This is a genomic window from Hyunsoonleella sp. J2K-J805 (assembly GCF_057167125.1).
Map to the genome: position 1 here is coordinate 1,050,326 of NZ_CM169901.1, position 17,216 is coordinate 1,067,541.

Genomic DNA, 17,216 nt, shown 5'->3' on the forward strand with positions numbered 1-17,216 from the left:
TAATTCCAACCTTAGAAATTTATGACTAAAACCGACCTCTCGATTTTTATCTTATGCTTCTTCGCATATAGTTGCTTTTCCCAATCCAAAATTCTAACGCCTGAAGATTTACAAACTGCTACAATTGATTCGTGTTTATCATGGATGCGAAACAATGCTTACACTGGCAAAGATTTAGATAATTTTCATGCTATTGGATTACAAACACTTAAGCGAAGCAAAAAAGAATCAGAAATTAAAACGATTGCCGAAGTCCATGAGGAAATGGCCAATTGGTATAGTTATAATGGTACATTTCCAGGTGATTCAATAATACACCACGCCAACAACGCATTAAATATTTATATAAAACTTAATGATAAAAAGAAAATTGCAAACACCTATAGAGCCTTATCAATAGACTACATAAATATAAGGGAGTTAGATAAATCACAAGATGTATTATTTAAGGCTATATCTCTTTATGAGGAGCTGGAAGATGAAGCGGGTTTGGGAAGGGCGTACCGAACACTTGGAGCACTTTACCAGATTATGGAAGATTATGAAAAGTCAATAGAGTACCTAAACAAAGCCCTACCTATTCTAGAAAAAGCAGAAAACTATGCAGGAGTTGCCATTGCCCAATTTAGCCTTATTCAGAGTTATGGGGAATTAGGCGAGTTTGAAAAAGCATACGCAGCAGCCGATTATTGTTTAGAGACTGTGAGAAAAAAAGTGCCTGAAGAGACCTTTATTATGGTAAGAGGTCATTCCTACAGAGGCGAAGTTTACTTAAAAGAAAAAAAATACGATAAAGCATTAGAAGATTTCATCAAGGCATGGGAAATATGTTCAGCTAAAATCGGTAAAGAACGATGTGCTACATACGAAACAGAAATTGGTAAAGTCTATTTATTGCAAAACAATTACAAGAAAGCCCTAAAATATTTATCAGATGGAGTAAAAGCGTATGAAAAAAAAGGAACCACTACCCTAGTCACCCAATACGAGGATTTAGCCAAATGCTACGAAATGCTTGGTGACTACAAGAATGCGCTTCTCTACAACAGCAAAGCAAAGACTAACGAAATCAATGATCTCAAGGGTACCATCGATAATCTTGAAGCAGAAACTATTGTGAAATATGAAACAGGTAAAAAAGATGAAGCTTTAGCTAATCAAGCGACATTACTAGCGCAAAAGACAAAAACACAAAACTTGATTATAGCGGCGGCGGCTTTATTAGGGCTATTACTCTTATCACTGCTCTACTTTTTCAATAAGAATAAGAAAGCAACACGAATTATTCACGCCAAAAACTCCGAAAACGAATTGCTACTTAAAGAAATTCACCACCGTGTTAAAAATAATTTAGAAATGGTTAAGAGCCTAATAGCCTTACAATCCGCCCAAATTGAAGATGGTGCTACTAGAGACGCAATGATTGCAAGTCAAAACAGGGTACAATCTATGGGAATTATTCATCAGAAACTCTATCAAGGTGAAAATTTAGGAAGTATAGAAATGAAGGATTACTTCATCAACTTAAGCGAAGGCATTTTGGATACATTTGATGCTGACGATAAGGTAAGTATTAAGTGTGCCATGGATAATCTTGATTTAGATGTTGATACAGCTGTACCTATTGGTTTAATTGTAAATGAACTGCTCACAAATGCCTTAAAATATGCTTTTCCAGAAAAAGATAATGGCGAGATTAGTATTAGTTTGAAGAAAACCAACAATAATGTATTAAAGTTAATAGTTGCAGATAATGGTGTTGGAAAAACCAAAGGTTTGGCTCCAAAGGGTACAGGGTTTGGTTCTCAGTTGGTAAGCCTTCTTACTCAACAACTGAATGGTAAAATGATTGAAAAATCAGAAAGTGGTACGCTTGTAGAATTTGAATTTTCACTTGACACTGCGGCATAATGGAAGATAAAACCAAAATACTTATAGTTGAAGATGAAATGATTATTGCTGCCAATATTTCACTTCAACTTACGGAATTAGGCTATGAGGTTACTGGAATTGTTCCAAGAGGGGAAGATGCTTTAAAGCAAATAGAGGCGAACAAACCAGATATCTTACTCTTAGATATAAATTTAAAAGGTGCTTTAGACGGTATTGAAACCGCAAAAGCAATGCAAAAAAATAATAACATCCCTATTATTTATTTAACAGCTAATGTTGATGATGCACATTTTAACAGAGCGAAACAAACACATCCTTATGGTTTTATTGCAAAACCCTATAAAAAATTAGATCTTCAACGTACAATAGAATTAACCATTAGCCAAATAGCTTCTGAAACTAAAGAACCTAATCATACAGAACAACAAAATTCAGAATCTTTTATTTTAAGCGATAGTGTATTTGTGCGCCATAATAATTCTATGGTTAAGGTAGATATCAATGACATCCTTTATATTGAAGCAGAACGTAATTACTGTCGTATTTATTCAAAAACTAAAGAGCATTTGTTGGTAATGACTCTAAAGGACATGGACGAAAAACTGCCATCAAAACATTTTCTGCGTGTGCATCGTTCCTACATCATCAACATTTCTAAAATTAACGAAGTTGCAAACAGTCATATCGTTATCGGAAAAAAAGCAATTCCTATAAGTAAATCATTAAAAGATGAATTGTTACAACGCCTCCAAACCCTGTAAAAGTGCATGCTTCGCTTTCCAAACATACTTCAATAAAGAAATGTAAACATTCGGACAATAAAATAGCACTTTCGTCCTAAATCAATACAATTTCAAATTGATAATCAGTTACTTGGTCAAGAATTCAACGAATGAATTCAATTATCATTAACCATTTAAATACTATTAATTATGAAATCTTTTAAAACCATTTTAGTGTTGGCATCTTTTTTATTGATGCTACCAATTGCAACCCAAGCACAAGACGATGACAACTTTATCTTAGACTTAACAGAATTTACTGTTAAATTTGGTCACAATTCTAATTTTACAGACGGGGTAAAAAAGTGGAATAAATGCTACAAAGAAAACGGTGGAAAAGACACTTGGAATGTTTGGCATCGTTTGCAGGGTAAAGGCAATGTTTATGTAATGGCTTCAAGGCTAAAAAACTGGGCAGAAATGGATAAAAGTAATCCAGCTGGAAAAGCCTGTAGCGCAATTGCAATAAGCTCTATTATACCTCATATTGAAAGTACTGAATACAATACTGCCAGACCAATGCCTAAAGTAAGTAAAAAAGAGCCATTAGGGGATAATACCATTGTTTGGGTAAACAGCTTTACTATTAGCAACAGTATGGTTTTCAATGAAATTGTAAACGAAGTTACTGCAGCTATCAAAGCTGAAGAAGGTAATTTGCGCTCATATTGGTACCGCTATATGGCAGGAGAAGGTATGAACTATTTTGTATCCACGCCTTTCAAGGATTTCGCAGATTTAGATAAGGAAAGATCTAGTGCATGGGAAAGCTATGAAAAAGTGCACGGAAAAGCAAAAACAAAGGAGATTCGTGAAAAATTTTATGCTGTACTTAAAAATTCCTCTAGCTATACATACACATTAGAAAAAGAGTTAAGTATGATGTAAACTAAACGTAATTAACCAACCTAATTTTAGAAAACACTGTGCTATTGGCGTCATTTTTAATATTTGAGTTACTAGTACGGTGTTTTTGAAATTTTGACCATTCACTTCTTTATTTCAAAGAATTTAGTTTCTGTACATCACTCTAATCATTATTCATTCCTACACCGTGTTACAACTAAGATTAAATCGAAAATTTAGTAGGAACCTTACGGCAAGTGCTATATCTCGATATTTTTCGTTTTCTACACTTTATATAGCCCAAGGTATTCCTGAAGGTATTACATTTTTTGCTATTCCAGCTTGGTTAGCCATGAATAACAAAACTCCTTTAGAAATAGCTACATTTGTTGGTATTATTGGTATACCGTGGAGCTTTAAAATAATAGTAGCGCCATTAATGGATCGTTTCACTTATTTGGCCATGGGTAGAAAACGCCCATGGGTTATATTCGGTCAGTTAGGGTTAATTCTTAGTTTTTTAAGTATTGCTTTTATTGCAGACCCACTGCATAATTTAACTGCTCTGGCCACAGTTGGGTTTTTAATTAGTTTTTTTGGGGCTTTTCAAGATGTAGCAACTGATGGAATGGCTGTAGATGTAATTCCCCCAGATGAACAAGCCCGAGCCAATGGCTTAATGTGGGGATCAAAAATCATTGGCACTTCGTTATCACTAGTTATTGGAACAGCACTAATTAACTCTATCGGGTTTAAGTCTGCTATCGCATCGTTGTCCATAGCTGTGGCTCTCATAATGATAGTGCCAATATATTTCACCGAACGCCCTGGCGAAAAAACTATGCCTTGGAGCAAAGGGAGAGCCAATTCCAAATCAAAAAAAACACAACTCAGGAGTTGGTCTCAAATCTTAAAAAGCCTGTATCGTGTAATACGATTGAAAGGAAGTATCATTTTTGGAATAGCCTCATTCGTCATAGGTATAATGTACGGCTTAATGGATACACTCTTTCCTATTTTCTCTGTGCAAGAATTAGGCTGGACAAACACTTCATTCTCTCAAGTGTTTTCAATAGCTTCAATTATTGGTGGTGTTTTAGGGATGTTTGTTGGTGGATATTTAGTGGATTACTTTGGAAAAATGAAGATGCTAATGTTCTACTTAACAGTCATAGCCACATTAATTGCCGTATTTGCATTTACCAGTAATTTTTGTAGCAGCAACATATTTATCTACATGTTTATAGTTGGTTATTATACACTGTATACGTTTTTATGTATTGCAGTTTTTGCTTCCGCCATGCAATTATGTTGGAAAACAGTAGCCGCTACACAATTTACACTTTATATGGCATTGTCCAATATGGGAAGAGCTTCGGGGTCTGCTCTCTTGGGTATCCTTAAAACGTATTTCACTTGGGATTACGTATTTCTATTTGTAGCAATACTGCCTTTAATCATGGCATTGTTGATGAAGTTTGTATGCTTTGATAAACACAGAAAAAAAATAGATAGCTTTAGTATTTTGGATAAAGTTTTAGTAACACCACAGGTTATTAAGGATTAAAATAGAAAACAGGCTGAATATGAAGAAAACATCAGTAATAGCAAAAATACTTCTACGATGTTGAAATGTTTTGAAGTTTTGCAATTAGTTAATGATAAGCTATTACTGATGCGCCTGTTTAAACGAGTTCTTAAAAACCAGTCTCACTTGCTTTTCATATCTTTAATTCATATCATCTAACTTAAAATACCAGGTTATGCCACAAATCAAATCATCAAGAATCGAATCCATAGATATCCTTAGAGGACTCGTGATGGTACTTATGGCATTAGATCATACGAGAGACTATTTTCATTACGGTTCTTTTTTCACTGATCCTACAGATTTAAATACAACAACGCCTTTTTTGTTTTTCACTAGGTTTATTACGCATTACTGTGCCCCTGTTTTTATTTTTCTAGCGGGTACTTCTGCATATTTATACGGCACTAAAAAAACAAAAAAACAGTTATTTAAATTTCTAATTACAAGAGGATTTTGGCTTATTTTTTTAGCTATAGTTGTTAATAATTTTGTTTGGAAGTTTGATGTTACGTATAGCCTTATATTTTTACAAGTTATATGGGCTATAGGCTTATGCATGGTATTACTATCGTTTGCTATTTATATTCCTGTTAGAGCATTACTAGTATTAGGGCTAGTTTTAGTTGGAGGTCATAATTTACTAGATAATATTATTCTTGATGGTACAAGTTTTAAATCTATAATTTGGTATATTTTGCATCAACAACAATTTATTACTATAGGTGATAAATTAGTAGCATTTGCCTACCCGATTATTCCTTGGTTTGGTTTAATAACTTTGGGCTATTGCTTTGGAATGCTTTATAAAAAAGACTTCGACCCAAAAATTAGAAACACGTATTTACTTTCTATAGGAATTGGTGCAATTGTATTGTTTTTTATTCTTAGAGGCATAAATATTTATGGTGATTTAGTACCTTGGTCCGTGCAAGATACTACAACTAAAACTGTACTATCGTTCTTTAAAGTTACAAAGTATCCGCCATCCTTAAGCTACCTGCTAATTACCATGGGGCCCGCTCTTCTATTTTTGTATGCAATAGAAAATATTAAAAATAAAATAACAGATTTTCTTTTGGTTTTCGGACGAGTGCCCTTATTCTATTATTTCCTGCATGTCATAGTAATACATGCTTTAGCCATCATAGGCATTTTAATATTTGGCGGTGATTGGACAAACATGATTCTTACACAAGATGTCTTTATGAATGCTAAACTCCTAAACTACGGTTATTCGTTATTTGTTGTATATTTAGTTTGGATATTTATAATCGCATTACTTTATTTTCCAAGCAAAAAATATATGACTTATAAAGCTTCAAATAAAGACAAATGGTGGTTAAGTTATCTTTAGAAATACCACATTTATGAAAAAAATAATCTTATATATTGCTGCCGTTTTATACACATTAAAAATTACTGCACAAGAGTTCTCTCCACGAGTAAAAACCTTTATTAGCGTTGACACTATGCTTGTAGTTATTGAAAATGTAACTGTAATAGACGGCACAGGTAATGCTATAAAAGAAAAACAAACTGTTATTTTAAAAGACAAAATTATTTATGATTTTGGTGATAGCTCAAAAGTAAAAACACCAAAAGATGCCTTAGTTATTGATGGCACAGGAAAAACAGTTATTCCTGGTTTAGTAATGATGCATGAACATTTATTCTACACTAAATTCTTTGAAGATTGGTTTAGCGTGGGACAAATGACCTTTTCATTTCCAAGGCTCTATTTAGCTGGTGGTGTTACTACTATGCGCACTGCGGGTAGTATTCAACCACAATCTGATTTAAATGTTAAACAATGGATCTCTGAGGGCAAAATGACTGGACCAAAAATGGACGTTACTAGTCCGTTTATTGAGCGTGAAGGTCCTCCAATTGCTGAATTAGGTTTCATCAAAGACACTAAAGAAGTTTCTGAAATGGTAGACTATTGGACAAATAGAGGTGTTACCTCTTTTAAATTATACAATAATATTACCAAAGAAGATATGCGAGTTTGTATAGAAGAAGCGCATAAAAGAGGTCTTAAAGTTACGGGACATTTATGCTCCGTTACTTATGAAGAAGCTTCTAATCTTGGTATTGATAATCTAGAACATGGATTTATGGCTTCAACAGATTTTGATGAAGATAAAGACGAAAATATTTGTGACCCGTTTAACGCCAGAACTTCATTAACTACTGAGCCTGTAGATAGTGATAAAGTAAATCGGTTAATTGATATTTTAATTAAAAACGGCACCACAATAACAACAACACCAAATGTTTTTGAGCCATATACTAATAGAGAATTGATTCCTGGTGGTGGGGAAAGTGCCGTAACACCCGAAGTTTTAAAAGAAGTAAAAAATATTTATGACAGAAGCATTGGAAGGGATTCCCTAACTCTGGTAAGATTTGAAAAGAATCTTATTTGGTTGAAACGTTTTTACGATAAAGGAGGAAAACTTGTTGCAGGTACAGACCCAACAGGTGCAGGAAGAACAGTTGCAGGTTATGCCAACCAACGTACCATTGAAATTTTAGTTGAAGCTGGTTTTCCGTTAGAAGATGTGATAAAAATATGCACACTAAATGGTGCTAGCTATTTAGAACAAAAAAACACCATTGGCACCATTGAAAAAGGAAAACTTGCAGATTTAATTTTAATTGATGGTGACTTAAGAACCGACATTAAAAACATCAGAAATATGGAAATTGTTTTTAAGGAAGGGGTTGGTTTCGACTCTAAAAAATTGTTTGAATCTGTTAAAGGAAAAGTAGGATTGAATTAACGTGAATCTTGTTTGAAAATTAGGAGTGTCACTTCGAGTGTCACGCCTTAGCGTGATGTATCGAGAAGCTTTTGATGTGAAAATTTATTTGTTTTCGATACGATTATTTGCAAAAATCATTCAAACTGACATAAACTTTCTTAATCGAGACGCGTTTCAAACTAATCCCTCAACTTTCCAGCAAACACACTTACTTTAGAATTGAACGGATTTCCTGAAGCACGACGCAACATTACCACTTGCCCGCAATGCCATAACGCATCCGCAATTGGGCCATTTATAACATTCCAAAATGGAAATCTGTTATTATCAAATTTTGATATATCATCAGTAGCCATTAAAATATCAGAAGCCGTTTTATAATTCAATAGGGTTTGCTTTCGTTTTTGTTCAAACGTCATTGCTTTACCATCCACAGGCTTAAAATCTTTTATAATCGTACTCAAAATAAAATTTGACAACCCGTACAAATGGTCAATAGTCTCTTCAGAAGTTCTCCCTGATTCGCTGGGTTTATACGCCAAATCTTCAGGTCTTAAGCCTTCGGTAGCCCAATAATAACGAAACCCTAAACCATCAATCATTCTTGAAACGGCAGTTCCCGCAGTATAGCTTTCAGCAGCTTCTGGTATTTCGTAGTATGGTAATTTTTCTGTGTCTTGTGCCATTGATAATGCAGTAATGCTTAAAGTTAAAAATAGAATATATGCTTTCATTTTATGTTTTAGTTTTTAATTTGTGTCGGGTTATTGATAGGGTTTACACCATACGTATCATAAAGATATACCAAAGCCGTCATGGTTGCTGCTCCTAATTCTAACTCTCTTTTGTTTACGGCATCAAAGGTATCGTTGCTCGCATGGTGATGGTCAAAATAGCGTTGTGAATCTGGTCGTAATCCTGCCAATACATTTCCAGTACTTTTTAACGGACCAACATCTGCACCACTGCCACCCTTTTCAAAATAGTGAATTAAATAGGGTTTAAATAAATGTTTCCACCCTAAAATCTGGTTGAAATTAGCGTCATTACAATCAAAAGAAAATCCTCTAGGTGTAAATCCGCCAGCATCACTTTCTAAAGCAAAAATGTGATTTTCGCCTTTCGCTTTTGCTTCTTCAGCATATTTATTTCCACCTCGTAATCCGTTTTCCTCATTCATAAACAATACTACTCTAATGGTACGTTTAGGCTTTATATTCATTACTTTCAGCAAACGTAATACTTCCATAGACTGTACCACTCCTGCCCCATCGTCGTGCGAACCATCTCCTAAATCCCAAGAATCTAAATGGCCACAAACTATGATGTATTCATCTGGGAATTCACTCCCTTTTATTTCCCCAATGACGTTATAGGATTGTACATCTTTTAGTTGCTTACAATGTTGACGAAAGTAAAATTTAGTATCTGTATCCAATTTTAACATACTGCTTAGCAACTCCGCATCGTTGGTACTTATGGCTGCGGATGGAATACGTTTATCGTTTGGTAAATCGTCATACGTCATGCTGCCAGTATGCGGTAAATCGTCCAAACGTAAATTCATAGACCGCACTATCACACCCGCTGCCCCATATTTTGAAGCCTCTACAGCGCCTTTGTATCGTTGATTGACACAACCGCCATAAGCCTGAAATGTTTGAATTAAATCAGCCTGCATGGGGCGATTGTAAAACACAATCTTACCTTTTATATTCTCCTCACCAAGAGCTGCTAACTCTTCAAAATTTTGAACTTCTACAACAGATGCTTTAACGCCTAATCCAGGTGTAGCAACAGAACCACCTAAAGCACATATATTTACGGTATTGGTTTTTCCTTCCGCAGTTTCAATATAGCCATATTCTTTTGCGCCTCTTACCCATTTTGGTACCATAACAGGTTGTAGCCATACTTTGGTCAACCCTAGTTTTTCTAATTCTTCTTTGGTGTAATTTACCGCGCGCTCCGCATTGTAAGACCCTGATAACCGCCCACCGATTTGATTGGATAAATAATCTAACCATTGGTAACTATTACCGTTGGTTAAGGACGTTTTGTAAATGTCTTTAATAATGGCTTCATCGGTTTGGGCTTTTAGCTGTAATGCTGTGAAAAGTACTATTAAACATAAGGTAAGTAATCGCATGTTATTTTTTGTTTTAAATATAGGGCTTATGAAACTTTGGATACCTAAAAGAAATCTTAAAATTTAGGCTTAGAAATTAATATCATTTGTCAGAAAAAAACGATAAATTTGTTTAGCGTTGGATATAAACTATTATGAGGACGCATATCATTAAAAGCATTGGCTACCATTTAAATTCACTCTATTCATAAACAGATATTTAATATTGTTTCTTTTTTTTACTCTAAAAAAACATTTGAAATTTTTTAAGGATTATTAAATTTTACTTATAAGTAAAATTATTATATATTTGCAAACCGTATGTTCTCGATATGTCAATTAATTAAGATACCACAATTTAGCGGACCAAAGGGTTCTGTTTATACTATATTAATTGATGACGACGAAATAACAGCGTTCAAAAACTTTGTAATGGATAACAATAATTCATTTAAAAGTGAAATAAAAGATATAATTGGACGTTTAAAAACTATGGGGTTTAAAACAGGTATGAGAGAAGACTTTTTTAAACTTTACGAAGGTAACCCTGGAGATGGTGTTTGCGCCTTGTATGACAGAGAAGATAGTAACTTAAGATTATATTGTATTCGTTATGGCTCTCAAATTGTAATACTTGGTGGTGGAGGCCACAAACCAAAATCTATTCGAACTTTCCAAGAAGATGAAAATTTAGAGAAACAAAATTTTTTTCTGAGAGACTTATCAAAGCTTATTACCGAAAAAATGCAAGACAAGGAAATTTGGTTTAGTGAGGATGGTTTAGATTTTGAAGGTGACTTAACAATAGAAAACTATAATTATGAATAAATCTGCGCAAGAAAATTTTGACTTTATAGACGATATTTTAGAAGAAATATCGCCTGTAGAAATGAAAAAAATTGAACAACGTATGCTTAATGCGGAGAAAATCCGCAAAGCTATGGACGCAAAAGGGTGGAATAACACCAAATTATTAGAAGCACTAAATATGAAAAGCCCGAGCATTATAACTAAATGGTTAAGTGGAACTCATAATTTTACTCAAGACACTTTAGTTGAAATAGGTGAAGTTTTGGAAATTAATTTCTTTGAAACGATAGAACAAAAAATCACTGTCGAATTTAATTTCCCAATTTTAGAAAACAAGACAGATGGATTTGATTCATTTAGTAGTCTGGATTATATTTTAAATTCAAACAAAATTAATTTCTCAAATTCTTCTAATAATTGTAAAGAATATCAAGCTTAAATTATGTCTGAAGAAAAACCATTTAATTTTCAAATAAAAGGTATCGAAATCCTTGATACAAGTATTGTAAGACCAAAGAATAGAATAGATGGAAATACAGTATTTGGATTTGATTTGCAGGCACAACACAGTTTTAATTTGGAAAAAGAATTAGTTATAGTTACACTAAACATTGATGTATTAGACAACAATTCTAAAGATAAATTAGGTCACGTCAATGCAAGTTGCTTATACTATGTTGAGAATTTCAAACAATATTTTGAAGAGAAAGCAAATACTCCAAATTTACCTCAAGGTGTTATCACTATGCTGAATTCTATTTCTATTTCTACACTTAGAGGAGTTATGTATGGAATTTTTAGAGGTACATTTTTAAATGGAGCTATTCTACCTGTCGTTAACCCTAATATGCAAATAAAAAAATAAAAACGGTAGCCAGCAATACCATAAGTAATTGCATATTCTCATCTGCTTCTGAAAACCTTCAAGGATTTTCAGCTTTGTATGCACTTTCTAAGTTAAGTGCTAACCCTCGCAACTATTCATAGCAGAGACCCTTAAACCAACCCCTCCAAAAACAAAACCTCTTTTAGATTTTAAAACATAAGCCAGCAGATAATCGCGTTAAGGATAGAAGCGGCATCCTTTTTATGGCTTAAATATCTAGATTTTTTAGGTTTAGTCTAAAAATTAATGAGATTGCTTCATCGCCCACTCCTCGCAATGACGCCATAAAAAGATATAGCGGATAGCCTGACCCCGCTTTTTCTGCGGGGTAACGCCATAAAAAAATCCCACACAAGGCGGGATTTTAAATTTTATAGATGCTGAGATACTGAGATGCTGAAACGAGTTCAGCATGACAACTTTACTTTAAATTATACAAACAAAGGTTTGTCCTTCATCATGGCATTTACTCGTACTTTTACTGATTCTAAAACGGTTTCGTCATCAAAGTTTGTAATAACCTCATCGATTAACTCTACAATGGCAACCATATCGTCTTCTTTACACCCACGCGTAGTGATGGCGGCTGTACCTAAGCGAATTCCAGAGGTTACAAACGGTGATTTATCATCAAAAGGTACCATGTTTTTATTGGCTGTAATATCTGCTTTTACCAAAGCTTGTTCTGCATCTTTACCTGATACGTTTTTATTTCTAAGGTCGATAAGCATCATGTGGTTATCCGTTCCGCCAGAAATAATATGATAGTCTTTAGCTACTAATGCTTCGGCCATAGCTGATGCATTCTTTTTTACTTGCAATTGGTAGTTTAAAAAATCATCGGTTAAGGCTTCACCAAATGCAATAGCTTTTGCTGCGATAATGTGCTCTAACGGGCCACCTTGATTTCCTGGGAATACCGCAGAATCTAACAACGACGACATTTTTCTAAGATTTCCATTCTTTAATTTGATACCGAAAGGGTTTTCAAAATCTTTCCCCATCATAATCATACCGCCTCTTGGTCCTCTTAATGTTTTATGCGTTGTAGTTGTAACCACGTGACAATGCGGAAGCGGATCGTTTAAAATACCTTTAGCAATTAATCCCGCAGGATGCGAAATATCAGCCAATAAAATTGCCCCAACGCTATCAGCAATTGCTCTAAAACGCTTAAAATCTATATCTCTTGAATATGCCGACGCTCCAGCAATAATTAATTTTGGTTGCTCTTTAGTGGCAATCTCTTGAATTTTATCGTAATTCAATACCCCTGTTTCCTTTTCTACACCGTAAAACACTGGTTTATATAAACGTCCTGAAAAATTTACGGGAGAGCCGTGTGTTAAATGCCCACCGTGAGACAAATCGAAACCTAAAATGGTATCGCCTGGTTTTATGCATGCGTGGTATACTGCAGTGTTTGCCTGACTTCCAGAGTGTGGCTGTACATTTACATATTCTGCATTAAACAATGTTTTTGCTCTGTCTATGGCTATTTGCTCAACCTCATCTACCACTTCGCAACCGCCATAATAACGCTTTCCAGGGTAGCCCTCAGCATATTTATTGGTTAACACTGAACCTGCAGCTTCCATAACCTGTTCGCTTACAAAATTCTCAGATGCTATAAGTTCTATACCATGTAATTGGCGCTCTTTTTCAGCTTGTATAAGTTCAAAAATTTGTTCGTCGCGTTGCATAAAATTAAATTGTAGTTAAATAATTGCGCAAAAATAACAAATACAAGACTTAAAAACATCAAAATACATATATTTACTTATCAAGTTATACACCGATTTATCAACCTTATAAACAAACTTATATTTTATTGTTTTTTTTCTATTAAAATGAAAAAATTACGTAGGTTTGAGTATAAAAATAAAAAAGAAAAACATGTCTTTGTCTGCAAATAACCCCAATAGAAGTTCTTGGTTGTACGTTAATAAAAATTCAGATTTTCCTATTCAGAATATACCATTTGGTGTATTTCTAACTAAAGATGATATTATCACCATTGGAACACGTATTGGTGATACAGCAATTGATTTAGGAGCCTTACACCAACTTGGGTACTTTGACGGCATACCGTTGACGGATGATATCTTCCTTCAAGATACTTTAAATGATTTTATTGCTGATGGCCGTAAAACATGGCGTTTGGTAAGAAACCGTATTGCCGAAATTTTTGATGCTGAAAACCCTGTTCTTAAAAATAACACGGTACATAAAGAACGTATTTTATTTCGTTTGGATGAAATAGAGATGAAAATGCCGGTTTATGTTGGAGACTATACCGATTTTTATGCAAGTAAAGAACATGCTACCAATGTTGGTACTATGTTTAGAGGTGAGGATAATGCCTTAATGCCAAATTGGTTGCATTTACCTGTTGGGTATCACGGCAGGAGCTCCTCTATCATTACAACCCATATACCAATTCATAGACCTCAAGGACAAACCATGCCTGAAGGCGCCAAAAAACCTGTTTTTGGTCCTAGTAAAATGATTGATTTTGAATTAGAAATGGCCTTTATTACCACAGATGCTAATGATTTGGGTGAACCAATACCTATTGAAGAAGCCGAAGAATACATCTTCGGACTAGTAGTGTTTAACGATTGGTCTGCTCGAGATATTCAAAAATGGGAATATGTGCCTTTAGGTCCTTTTCTTGGAAAAAACTTTGCGTCGTCAATGTCCCCTTGGATTGTAACCTTAGACGCCTTAGAACCATTTAGAGTAGAAAGCCCAAAACAAAACCCTAAGCCATTATCTTACCTTCAAAACAAAGGCAAGCACAGTTTTGATATACATTTAGAAGCTGGTATTATTCCAAAAGGAGGAAAAGAAACTACAGTTTGTAAAACCAACTTTAAACACATGTACTGGAATATGGCACAGCAATTAGCACACCATACGGTTAATGGTTGCCCTGTAAATTCTGGTGATATGATGGGAAGTGGCACCATTTCTGGTCCAACTGAAGATTCTTATGGTTCCATGTTAGAATTAACTTGGAAAGGCACTAAACCTTTAAAACTTAAAGATAATACGTCTCGTAAGTTTATAAATGATTACGACACGGTTGTAATGCGTGGGTATTGCGAAAATGATGATGTGCGTATTGGTTTTGGTCAGGTTAAAACGCAATTGCTCCCAGTTTTTACTCCCAAAAAGAAATAGTAGTTAAACCAAAAGCAACCTGATTAAATTAATTCCGATTTTCATCTGAATTACATTGAAAAATTGGGCGTTACCCTATCGGATCGGGCTTTCCGTTTGTAGTTTTGGCTCGATGCTCGCCTCGCCAAAAGCTATCACTGCAATACCTAACGCGGGTCTGTTTGCTTTGGCCTTCACCTAACCTATAATTATTTTCTATTTAAAATGTATGATGACATATCATATCATTTACGATGTTCATATAAAACTTATAAATTATGAACACAAAACTTATTTTTCTATCCTTACTCATTAGCCTAATTTATGGATGCTCAAAAGACGAATCAGAACCCATTATTGAGACTAGTGCAAACCTAACTTTAAATGTTGCTGGCATGCCAGAAATTGTATTAGAAAACACCTCTGGTACAGCAATGGGAAGTAATTATGAATCAGGATTTAATGAATCTGCAGAAATAATTGCAACTAATAGTTTAAATGATGTTACCGTTACAATTAATCTAGTAGATAATACAACAGAAATTGGAACAAAAGATTTACAACCCGGTGAAACCATAAGTATAGATCCTACAATGTCTGCTGGTGTTTATGCAACATTAAGTGTTGATAATGGCACTATATACCAAGCAAACTCTGGTACAATTAGCATATCATTTTATGATTATGAATCTCAAAACGGTGATAAAATAATAGTATCTGGTAGTTTTAATGTTTCTGACGGCAGTCAATCTGCAACTGGTACATTCTCAAATATTAAACTTAATTGCACAGAATGTGGTGGATAAAGCGTTCTAGTTAAACAACTGTTCAACATATATTCAAATTAGTTTGTAGTGTTTTTAGCTTCGCTTAAATAGCATTTTAATCTTAAAAACCCACCCCTAAATCCCCTCCAAGGAGGGGAAACTCATGCGCTACAATGAGTATCGTAAATTGGCTAAAAAGAATCAAAATTACTCAAAAAGAAAGAATAATCCTTCTAAAATAAAATGTTTTTTACATCTTAACGTGTTTATTGGTATTTCATAGATATATTCACTATTTTGGCACCACAATTGAACAGGTAACCCAAACCTTTAAATTTTAACCTATGAAAAAAATATTACTTTCTGTATTAGTATTGGTTTTCCTAATGTCTTGCAGTACGCGAAGACAAATGGAAAAAACCATGAGTTATGGCAATTACGATCGTGCCATAAACGATGCCATAAGCAAGTTAAAAATCAATAAGGACAGAAAAGGTAAAGCAGATATTATTATCCTTTTAGAAGAAGCCTATTATAAGGCTAATACCCGAGATTTAGAAAACATTCGCTTCTTAAAGAAAGACAATAATCCAGAAAGCTACTTGCGTATTTTTGATGCTTACGTAAGTTTAGACAACCGCCAAGAGGCCATAAAACCTTTACTGCCGTTGCGCGTAAAAGGCAATGAAATACGATTTGATTTTAGCGATTACAGCAACGAGATTATTACCTACAGAAATAGTGCATCTTTGCAATTGTATAACAATGCACAAGCCTTATTAAACTCTAATAATAAGTTTGATATTAGGGCTGCATACGATCAACTTCGTGAGATCGAAGATATTAACCCTAATTACAAAGACACACGTGAATTGATGAACGTGGCGCACCAAAAAGGGACTGATTTTGTGCTTGTAGACATGATTAACGATTCTGGAAAAATTATTCCCGCGCGTTTGGAAAACGACTTACTTAACTTTAGTAGCTATGGTATTAACACGTTCTGGCTGCAGTTTCATAGCGTCGCAGAAGAAAAAGTGAACTATGATTTTAATATGAAAGTTAACTTTAGAGACATCAATATTTCTCCAGAGCAAATTAAGGAACGTCAAATTATTAAAGAGAAGCAAATTGCTGATGGTAAGCAAGATTTAATTGAAAATGGTAAAGTTGTAAAAGACAGTTTAGGCAATGCCATTAAGGTAGACCGTATGAAAACCGTTCGTTGTGAATATTACGAGTTCACACAATTTAAAGCCTCACAAATTACGGGAAATGTAGAATATTATGATTTGCGTAACAACCAATTAGTTGACGCCTTCCCGATAAGTAGCGAATTTATCTTTGAACATATTTATGCCACCTCAAGAGGTGATAGAAGAGCTTTAGACACGAGTTTAATTCCATTTTTAGAGCTTCGCGCGGTACCCTTCCCTACCGAAGAACAAATGATTTTTGATACCGGAGAAGATTTAAAAATGCAACTTAAAGAGGTTATCAATTCTTATACTAGTGCAGTAGCAAGAATTTAGAGATAAAAACATCTTTAAACTCATATCATTTACAATATACGAAAACGT

At 34.4% G+C, this 17,216-nt stretch carries 15 protein-coding genes; 12 read left to right on the forward strand and 3 right to left on the reverse strand.

The features are described from left to right. Positions 1 to 21: 21 nt before the first annotated feature. The 6 genes from AC1B0Z_RS04615 (at position 22) to AC1B0Z_RS04640 (ending at position 7,898) form a co-directional block, all read left to right on the forward strand. Positions 22 to 1,911, forward strand: coding sequence for a tetratricopeptide repeat-containing sensor histidine kinase (locus AC1B0Z_RS04615; RefSeq protein ID WP_483794378.1), 1,890 nt, complete (start codon positions 22 to 24; stop codon positions 1,909 to 1,911). Beyond that, on the forward strand, positions 1,911 to 2,654 hold the full coding sequence (locus AC1B0Z_RS04620) for a LytR/AlgR family response regulator transcription factor (protein ID WP_483794379.1): 744 nt from the start codon (positions 1,911 to 1,913) through the stop codon (positions 2,652 to 2,654). The genes AC1B0Z_RS04615 and AC1B0Z_RS04620 overlap by 1 nt, the downstream gene beginning before the upstream one ends. A gap of 171 nt (positions 2,655 to 2,825) precedes the next feature. Beyond that, positions 2,826 to 3,563 carry a hypothetical protein gene (locus tag AC1B0Z_RS04625; RefSeq protein WP_483794380.1) on the forward strand — a complete coding sequence of 246 codons (738 nt, stop codon included), beginning with the start codon at positions 2,826 to 2,828 and terminating at the stop codon, positions 3,561 to 3,563. A 166-nt stretch (positions 3,564 to 3,729) separates the two neighbouring features. Further along, positions 3,730 to 5,088 carry an MFS transporter gene (locus tag AC1B0Z_RS04630; protein WP_483794381.1) on the forward strand — a complete coding sequence of 453 codons (1,359 nt, stop codon included), beginning with the start codon at positions 3,730 to 3,732 and terminating at the stop codon, positions 5,086 to 5,088. Between the two features lie 196 nt (positions 5,089 to 5,284). Continuing rightward, positions 5,285 to 6,466, forward strand: a complete 1,182-nt coding sequence (locus AC1B0Z_RS04635) for an acetyltransferase domain-containing protein (RefSeq protein ID WP_483794382.1) — start codon at positions 5,285 to 5,287, stop codon at positions 6,464 to 6,466. Positions 6,467 to 6,479: 13 nt separating this feature from the next. Beyond that, positions 6,480 to 7,898 carry an amidohydrolase family protein gene (locus AC1B0Z_RS04640; protein WP_483794383.1) on the forward strand — a complete coding sequence of 473 codons (1,419 nt, stop codon included), beginning with the start codon at positions 6,480 to 6,482 and terminating at the stop codon, positions 7,896 to 7,898. 161 nt (positions 7,899 to 8,059) lie between these two features. Here AC1B0Z_RS04640 and AC1B0Z_RS04645 read toward each other — a convergent pair whose 3' ends face one another. Further along, positions 8,060 to 8,614 (reverse strand): hypothetical protein, encoded by a 555-nt coding sequence (locus tag AC1B0Z_RS04645; RefSeq protein WP_483794384.1) that lies wholly within the window; start codon positions 8,612 to 8,614, stop codon positions 8,060 to 8,062. Between the two features lie 8 nt (positions 8,615 to 8,622). Then, positions 8,623 to 10,029, reverse strand: a complete 1,407-nt coding sequence (locus AC1B0Z_RS04650; protein ID WP_483794385.1) for a M20/M25/M40 family metallo-hydrolase — start codon at positions 10,027 to 10,029, stop codon at positions 8,623 to 8,625. Positions 10,030 to 10,329: 300 nt separating this feature from the next. Between AC1B0Z_RS04650 and AC1B0Z_RS04655 the strand changes: the two genes are divergently transcribed. The 3 genes from AC1B0Z_RS04655 to AC1B0Z_RS04665 are packed head-to-tail and all read left to right on the forward strand — an operon-like array spanning position 10,330 to position 11,683. Beyond that, positions 10,330 to 10,836: a hypothetical protein gene (locus AC1B0Z_RS04655; RefSeq protein ID WP_483794386.1), complete on the forward strand. Its 507-nt coding sequence runs from the start codon at positions 10,330 to 10,332 to the stop codon at positions 10,834 to 10,836. Then, entirely contained in the window at positions 10,829 to 11,257 is a 429-nt protein-coding gene (locus AC1B0Z_RS04660) for a helix-turn-helix domain-containing protein (RefSeq protein WP_483794387.1), read from the forward strand. Before AC1B0Z_RS04655 ends, AC1B0Z_RS04660 begins: the two co-directional genes overlap by 8 nt. Positions 11,258 to 11,260: 3 nt before the next feature. Next, positions 11,261 to 11,683: a hypothetical protein gene (locus AC1B0Z_RS04665; RefSeq protein ID WP_483794388.1), complete on the forward strand. Its 423-nt coding sequence runs from the start codon at positions 11,261 to 11,263 to the stop codon at positions 11,681 to 11,683. A gap of 452 nt (positions 11,684 to 12,135) precedes the next feature. Here AC1B0Z_RS04665 and glyA read toward each other — a convergent pair whose 3' ends face one another. Next, positions 12,136 to 13,407 carry a serine hydroxymethyltransferase gene (glyA, locus tag AC1B0Z_RS04670; protein ID WP_483794389.1) on the reverse strand — a complete coding sequence of 424 codons (1,272 nt, stop codon included), beginning with the start codon at positions 13,405 to 13,407 and terminating at the stop codon, positions 12,136 to 12,138. A gap of 193 nt (positions 13,408 to 13,600) precedes the next feature. Between glyA and fahA the strand changes: the two genes are divergently transcribed. From fahA to AC1B0Z_RS04685, 3 genes are all read left to right on the forward strand, one after another. Continuing rightward, positions 13,601 to 14,890, forward strand: coding sequence for a fumarylacetoacetase (gene fahA / locus AC1B0Z_RS04675; protein ID WP_483794390.1), 1,290 nt, complete (start codon positions 13,601 to 13,603; stop codon positions 14,888 to 14,890). A 257-nt stretch (positions 14,891 to 15,147) separates the two neighbouring features. After that, positions 15,148 to 15,675, forward strand: a complete 528-nt coding sequence (locus AC1B0Z_RS04680) for a hypothetical protein (protein ID WP_483794391.1) — start codon at positions 15,148 to 15,150, stop codon at positions 15,673 to 15,675. 305 nt (positions 15,676 to 15,980) lie between these two features. Continuing rightward, the gene (locus tag AC1B0Z_RS04685) at positions 15,981 to 17,168 is read left to right on the forward strand and encodes a hypothetical protein (RefSeq protein WP_483794392.1); all 1,188 of its coding nucleotides are present in this window, start codon (positions 15,981 to 15,983) and stop codon (positions 17,166 to 17,168) included. The last annotated feature ends 48 nt before the right edge of the window (positions 17,169 to 17,216 follow it).

What these genes read in the sequence shown, in the direction of transcription:
- AC1B0Z_RS04645 (WP_483794384.1), bottom strand. Translation starts at nt 8,614, where the DNA reads ATGAAAGCATATATTCTATTTTTAACTTTAAGCATTACTGCATTATCA.
- AC1B0Z_RS04635 (WP_483794382.1), top strand. Translation starts at nt 5,285, where the DNA reads ATGCCACAAATCAAATCATCAAGAATCGAATCCATAGATATCCTTAGA.
- fahA (WP_483794390.1), top strand. Translation starts at nt 13,601, where the DNA reads ATGTCTTTGTCTGCAAATAACCCCAATAGAAGTTCTTGGTTGTACGTT.
- AC1B0Z_RS04685 (WP_483794392.1), top strand. Translation starts at nt 15,981, where the DNA reads ATGAAAAAAATATTACTTTCTGTATTAGTATTGGTTTTCCTAATGTCT.
- AC1B0Z_RS04625 (WP_483794380.1), top strand. Translation starts at nt 2,826, where the DNA reads ATGAAATCTTTTAAAACCATTTTAGTGTTGGCATCTTTTTTATTGATG.
- AC1B0Z_RS04620 (WP_483794379.1), top strand. Translation starts at nt 1,911, where the DNA reads ATGGAAGATAAAACCAAAATACTTATAGTTGAAGATGAAATGATTATT.
- AC1B0Z_RS04665 (WP_483794388.1), top strand. Translation starts at nt 11,261, where the DNA reads ATGTCTGAAGAAAAACCATTTAATTTTCAAATAAAAGGTATCGAAATC.
- AC1B0Z_RS04640 (WP_483794383.1), top strand. Translation starts at nt 6,480, where the DNA reads ATGAAAAAAATAATCTTATATATTGCTGCCGTTTTATACACATTAAAA.
- glyA (WP_483794389.1), bottom strand. Translation starts at nt 13,407, where the DNA reads ATGCAACGCGACGAACAAATTTTTGAACTTATACAAGCTGAAAAAGAG.
- AC1B0Z_RS04615 (WP_483794378.1), top strand. Translation starts at nt 22, where the DNA reads ATGACTAAAACCGACCTCTCGATTTTTATCTTATGCTTCTTCGCATAT.
- AC1B0Z_RS04680 (WP_483794391.1), top strand. Translation starts at nt 15,148, where the DNA reads ATGAACACAAAACTTATTTTTCTATCCTTACTCATTAGCCTAATTTAT.
- AC1B0Z_RS04655 (WP_483794386.1), top strand. Translation starts at nt 10,330, where the DNA reads ATGTTCTCGATATGTCAATTAATTAAGATACCACAATTTAGCGGACCA.
- AC1B0Z_RS04650 (WP_483794385.1), bottom strand. Translation starts at nt 10,029, where the DNA reads ATGCGATTACTTACCTTATGTTTAATAGTACTTTTCACAGCATTACAG.
- AC1B0Z_RS04660 (WP_483794387.1), top strand. Translation starts at nt 10,829, where the DNA reads ATGAATAAATCTGCGCAAGAAAATTTTGACTTTATAGACGATATTTTA.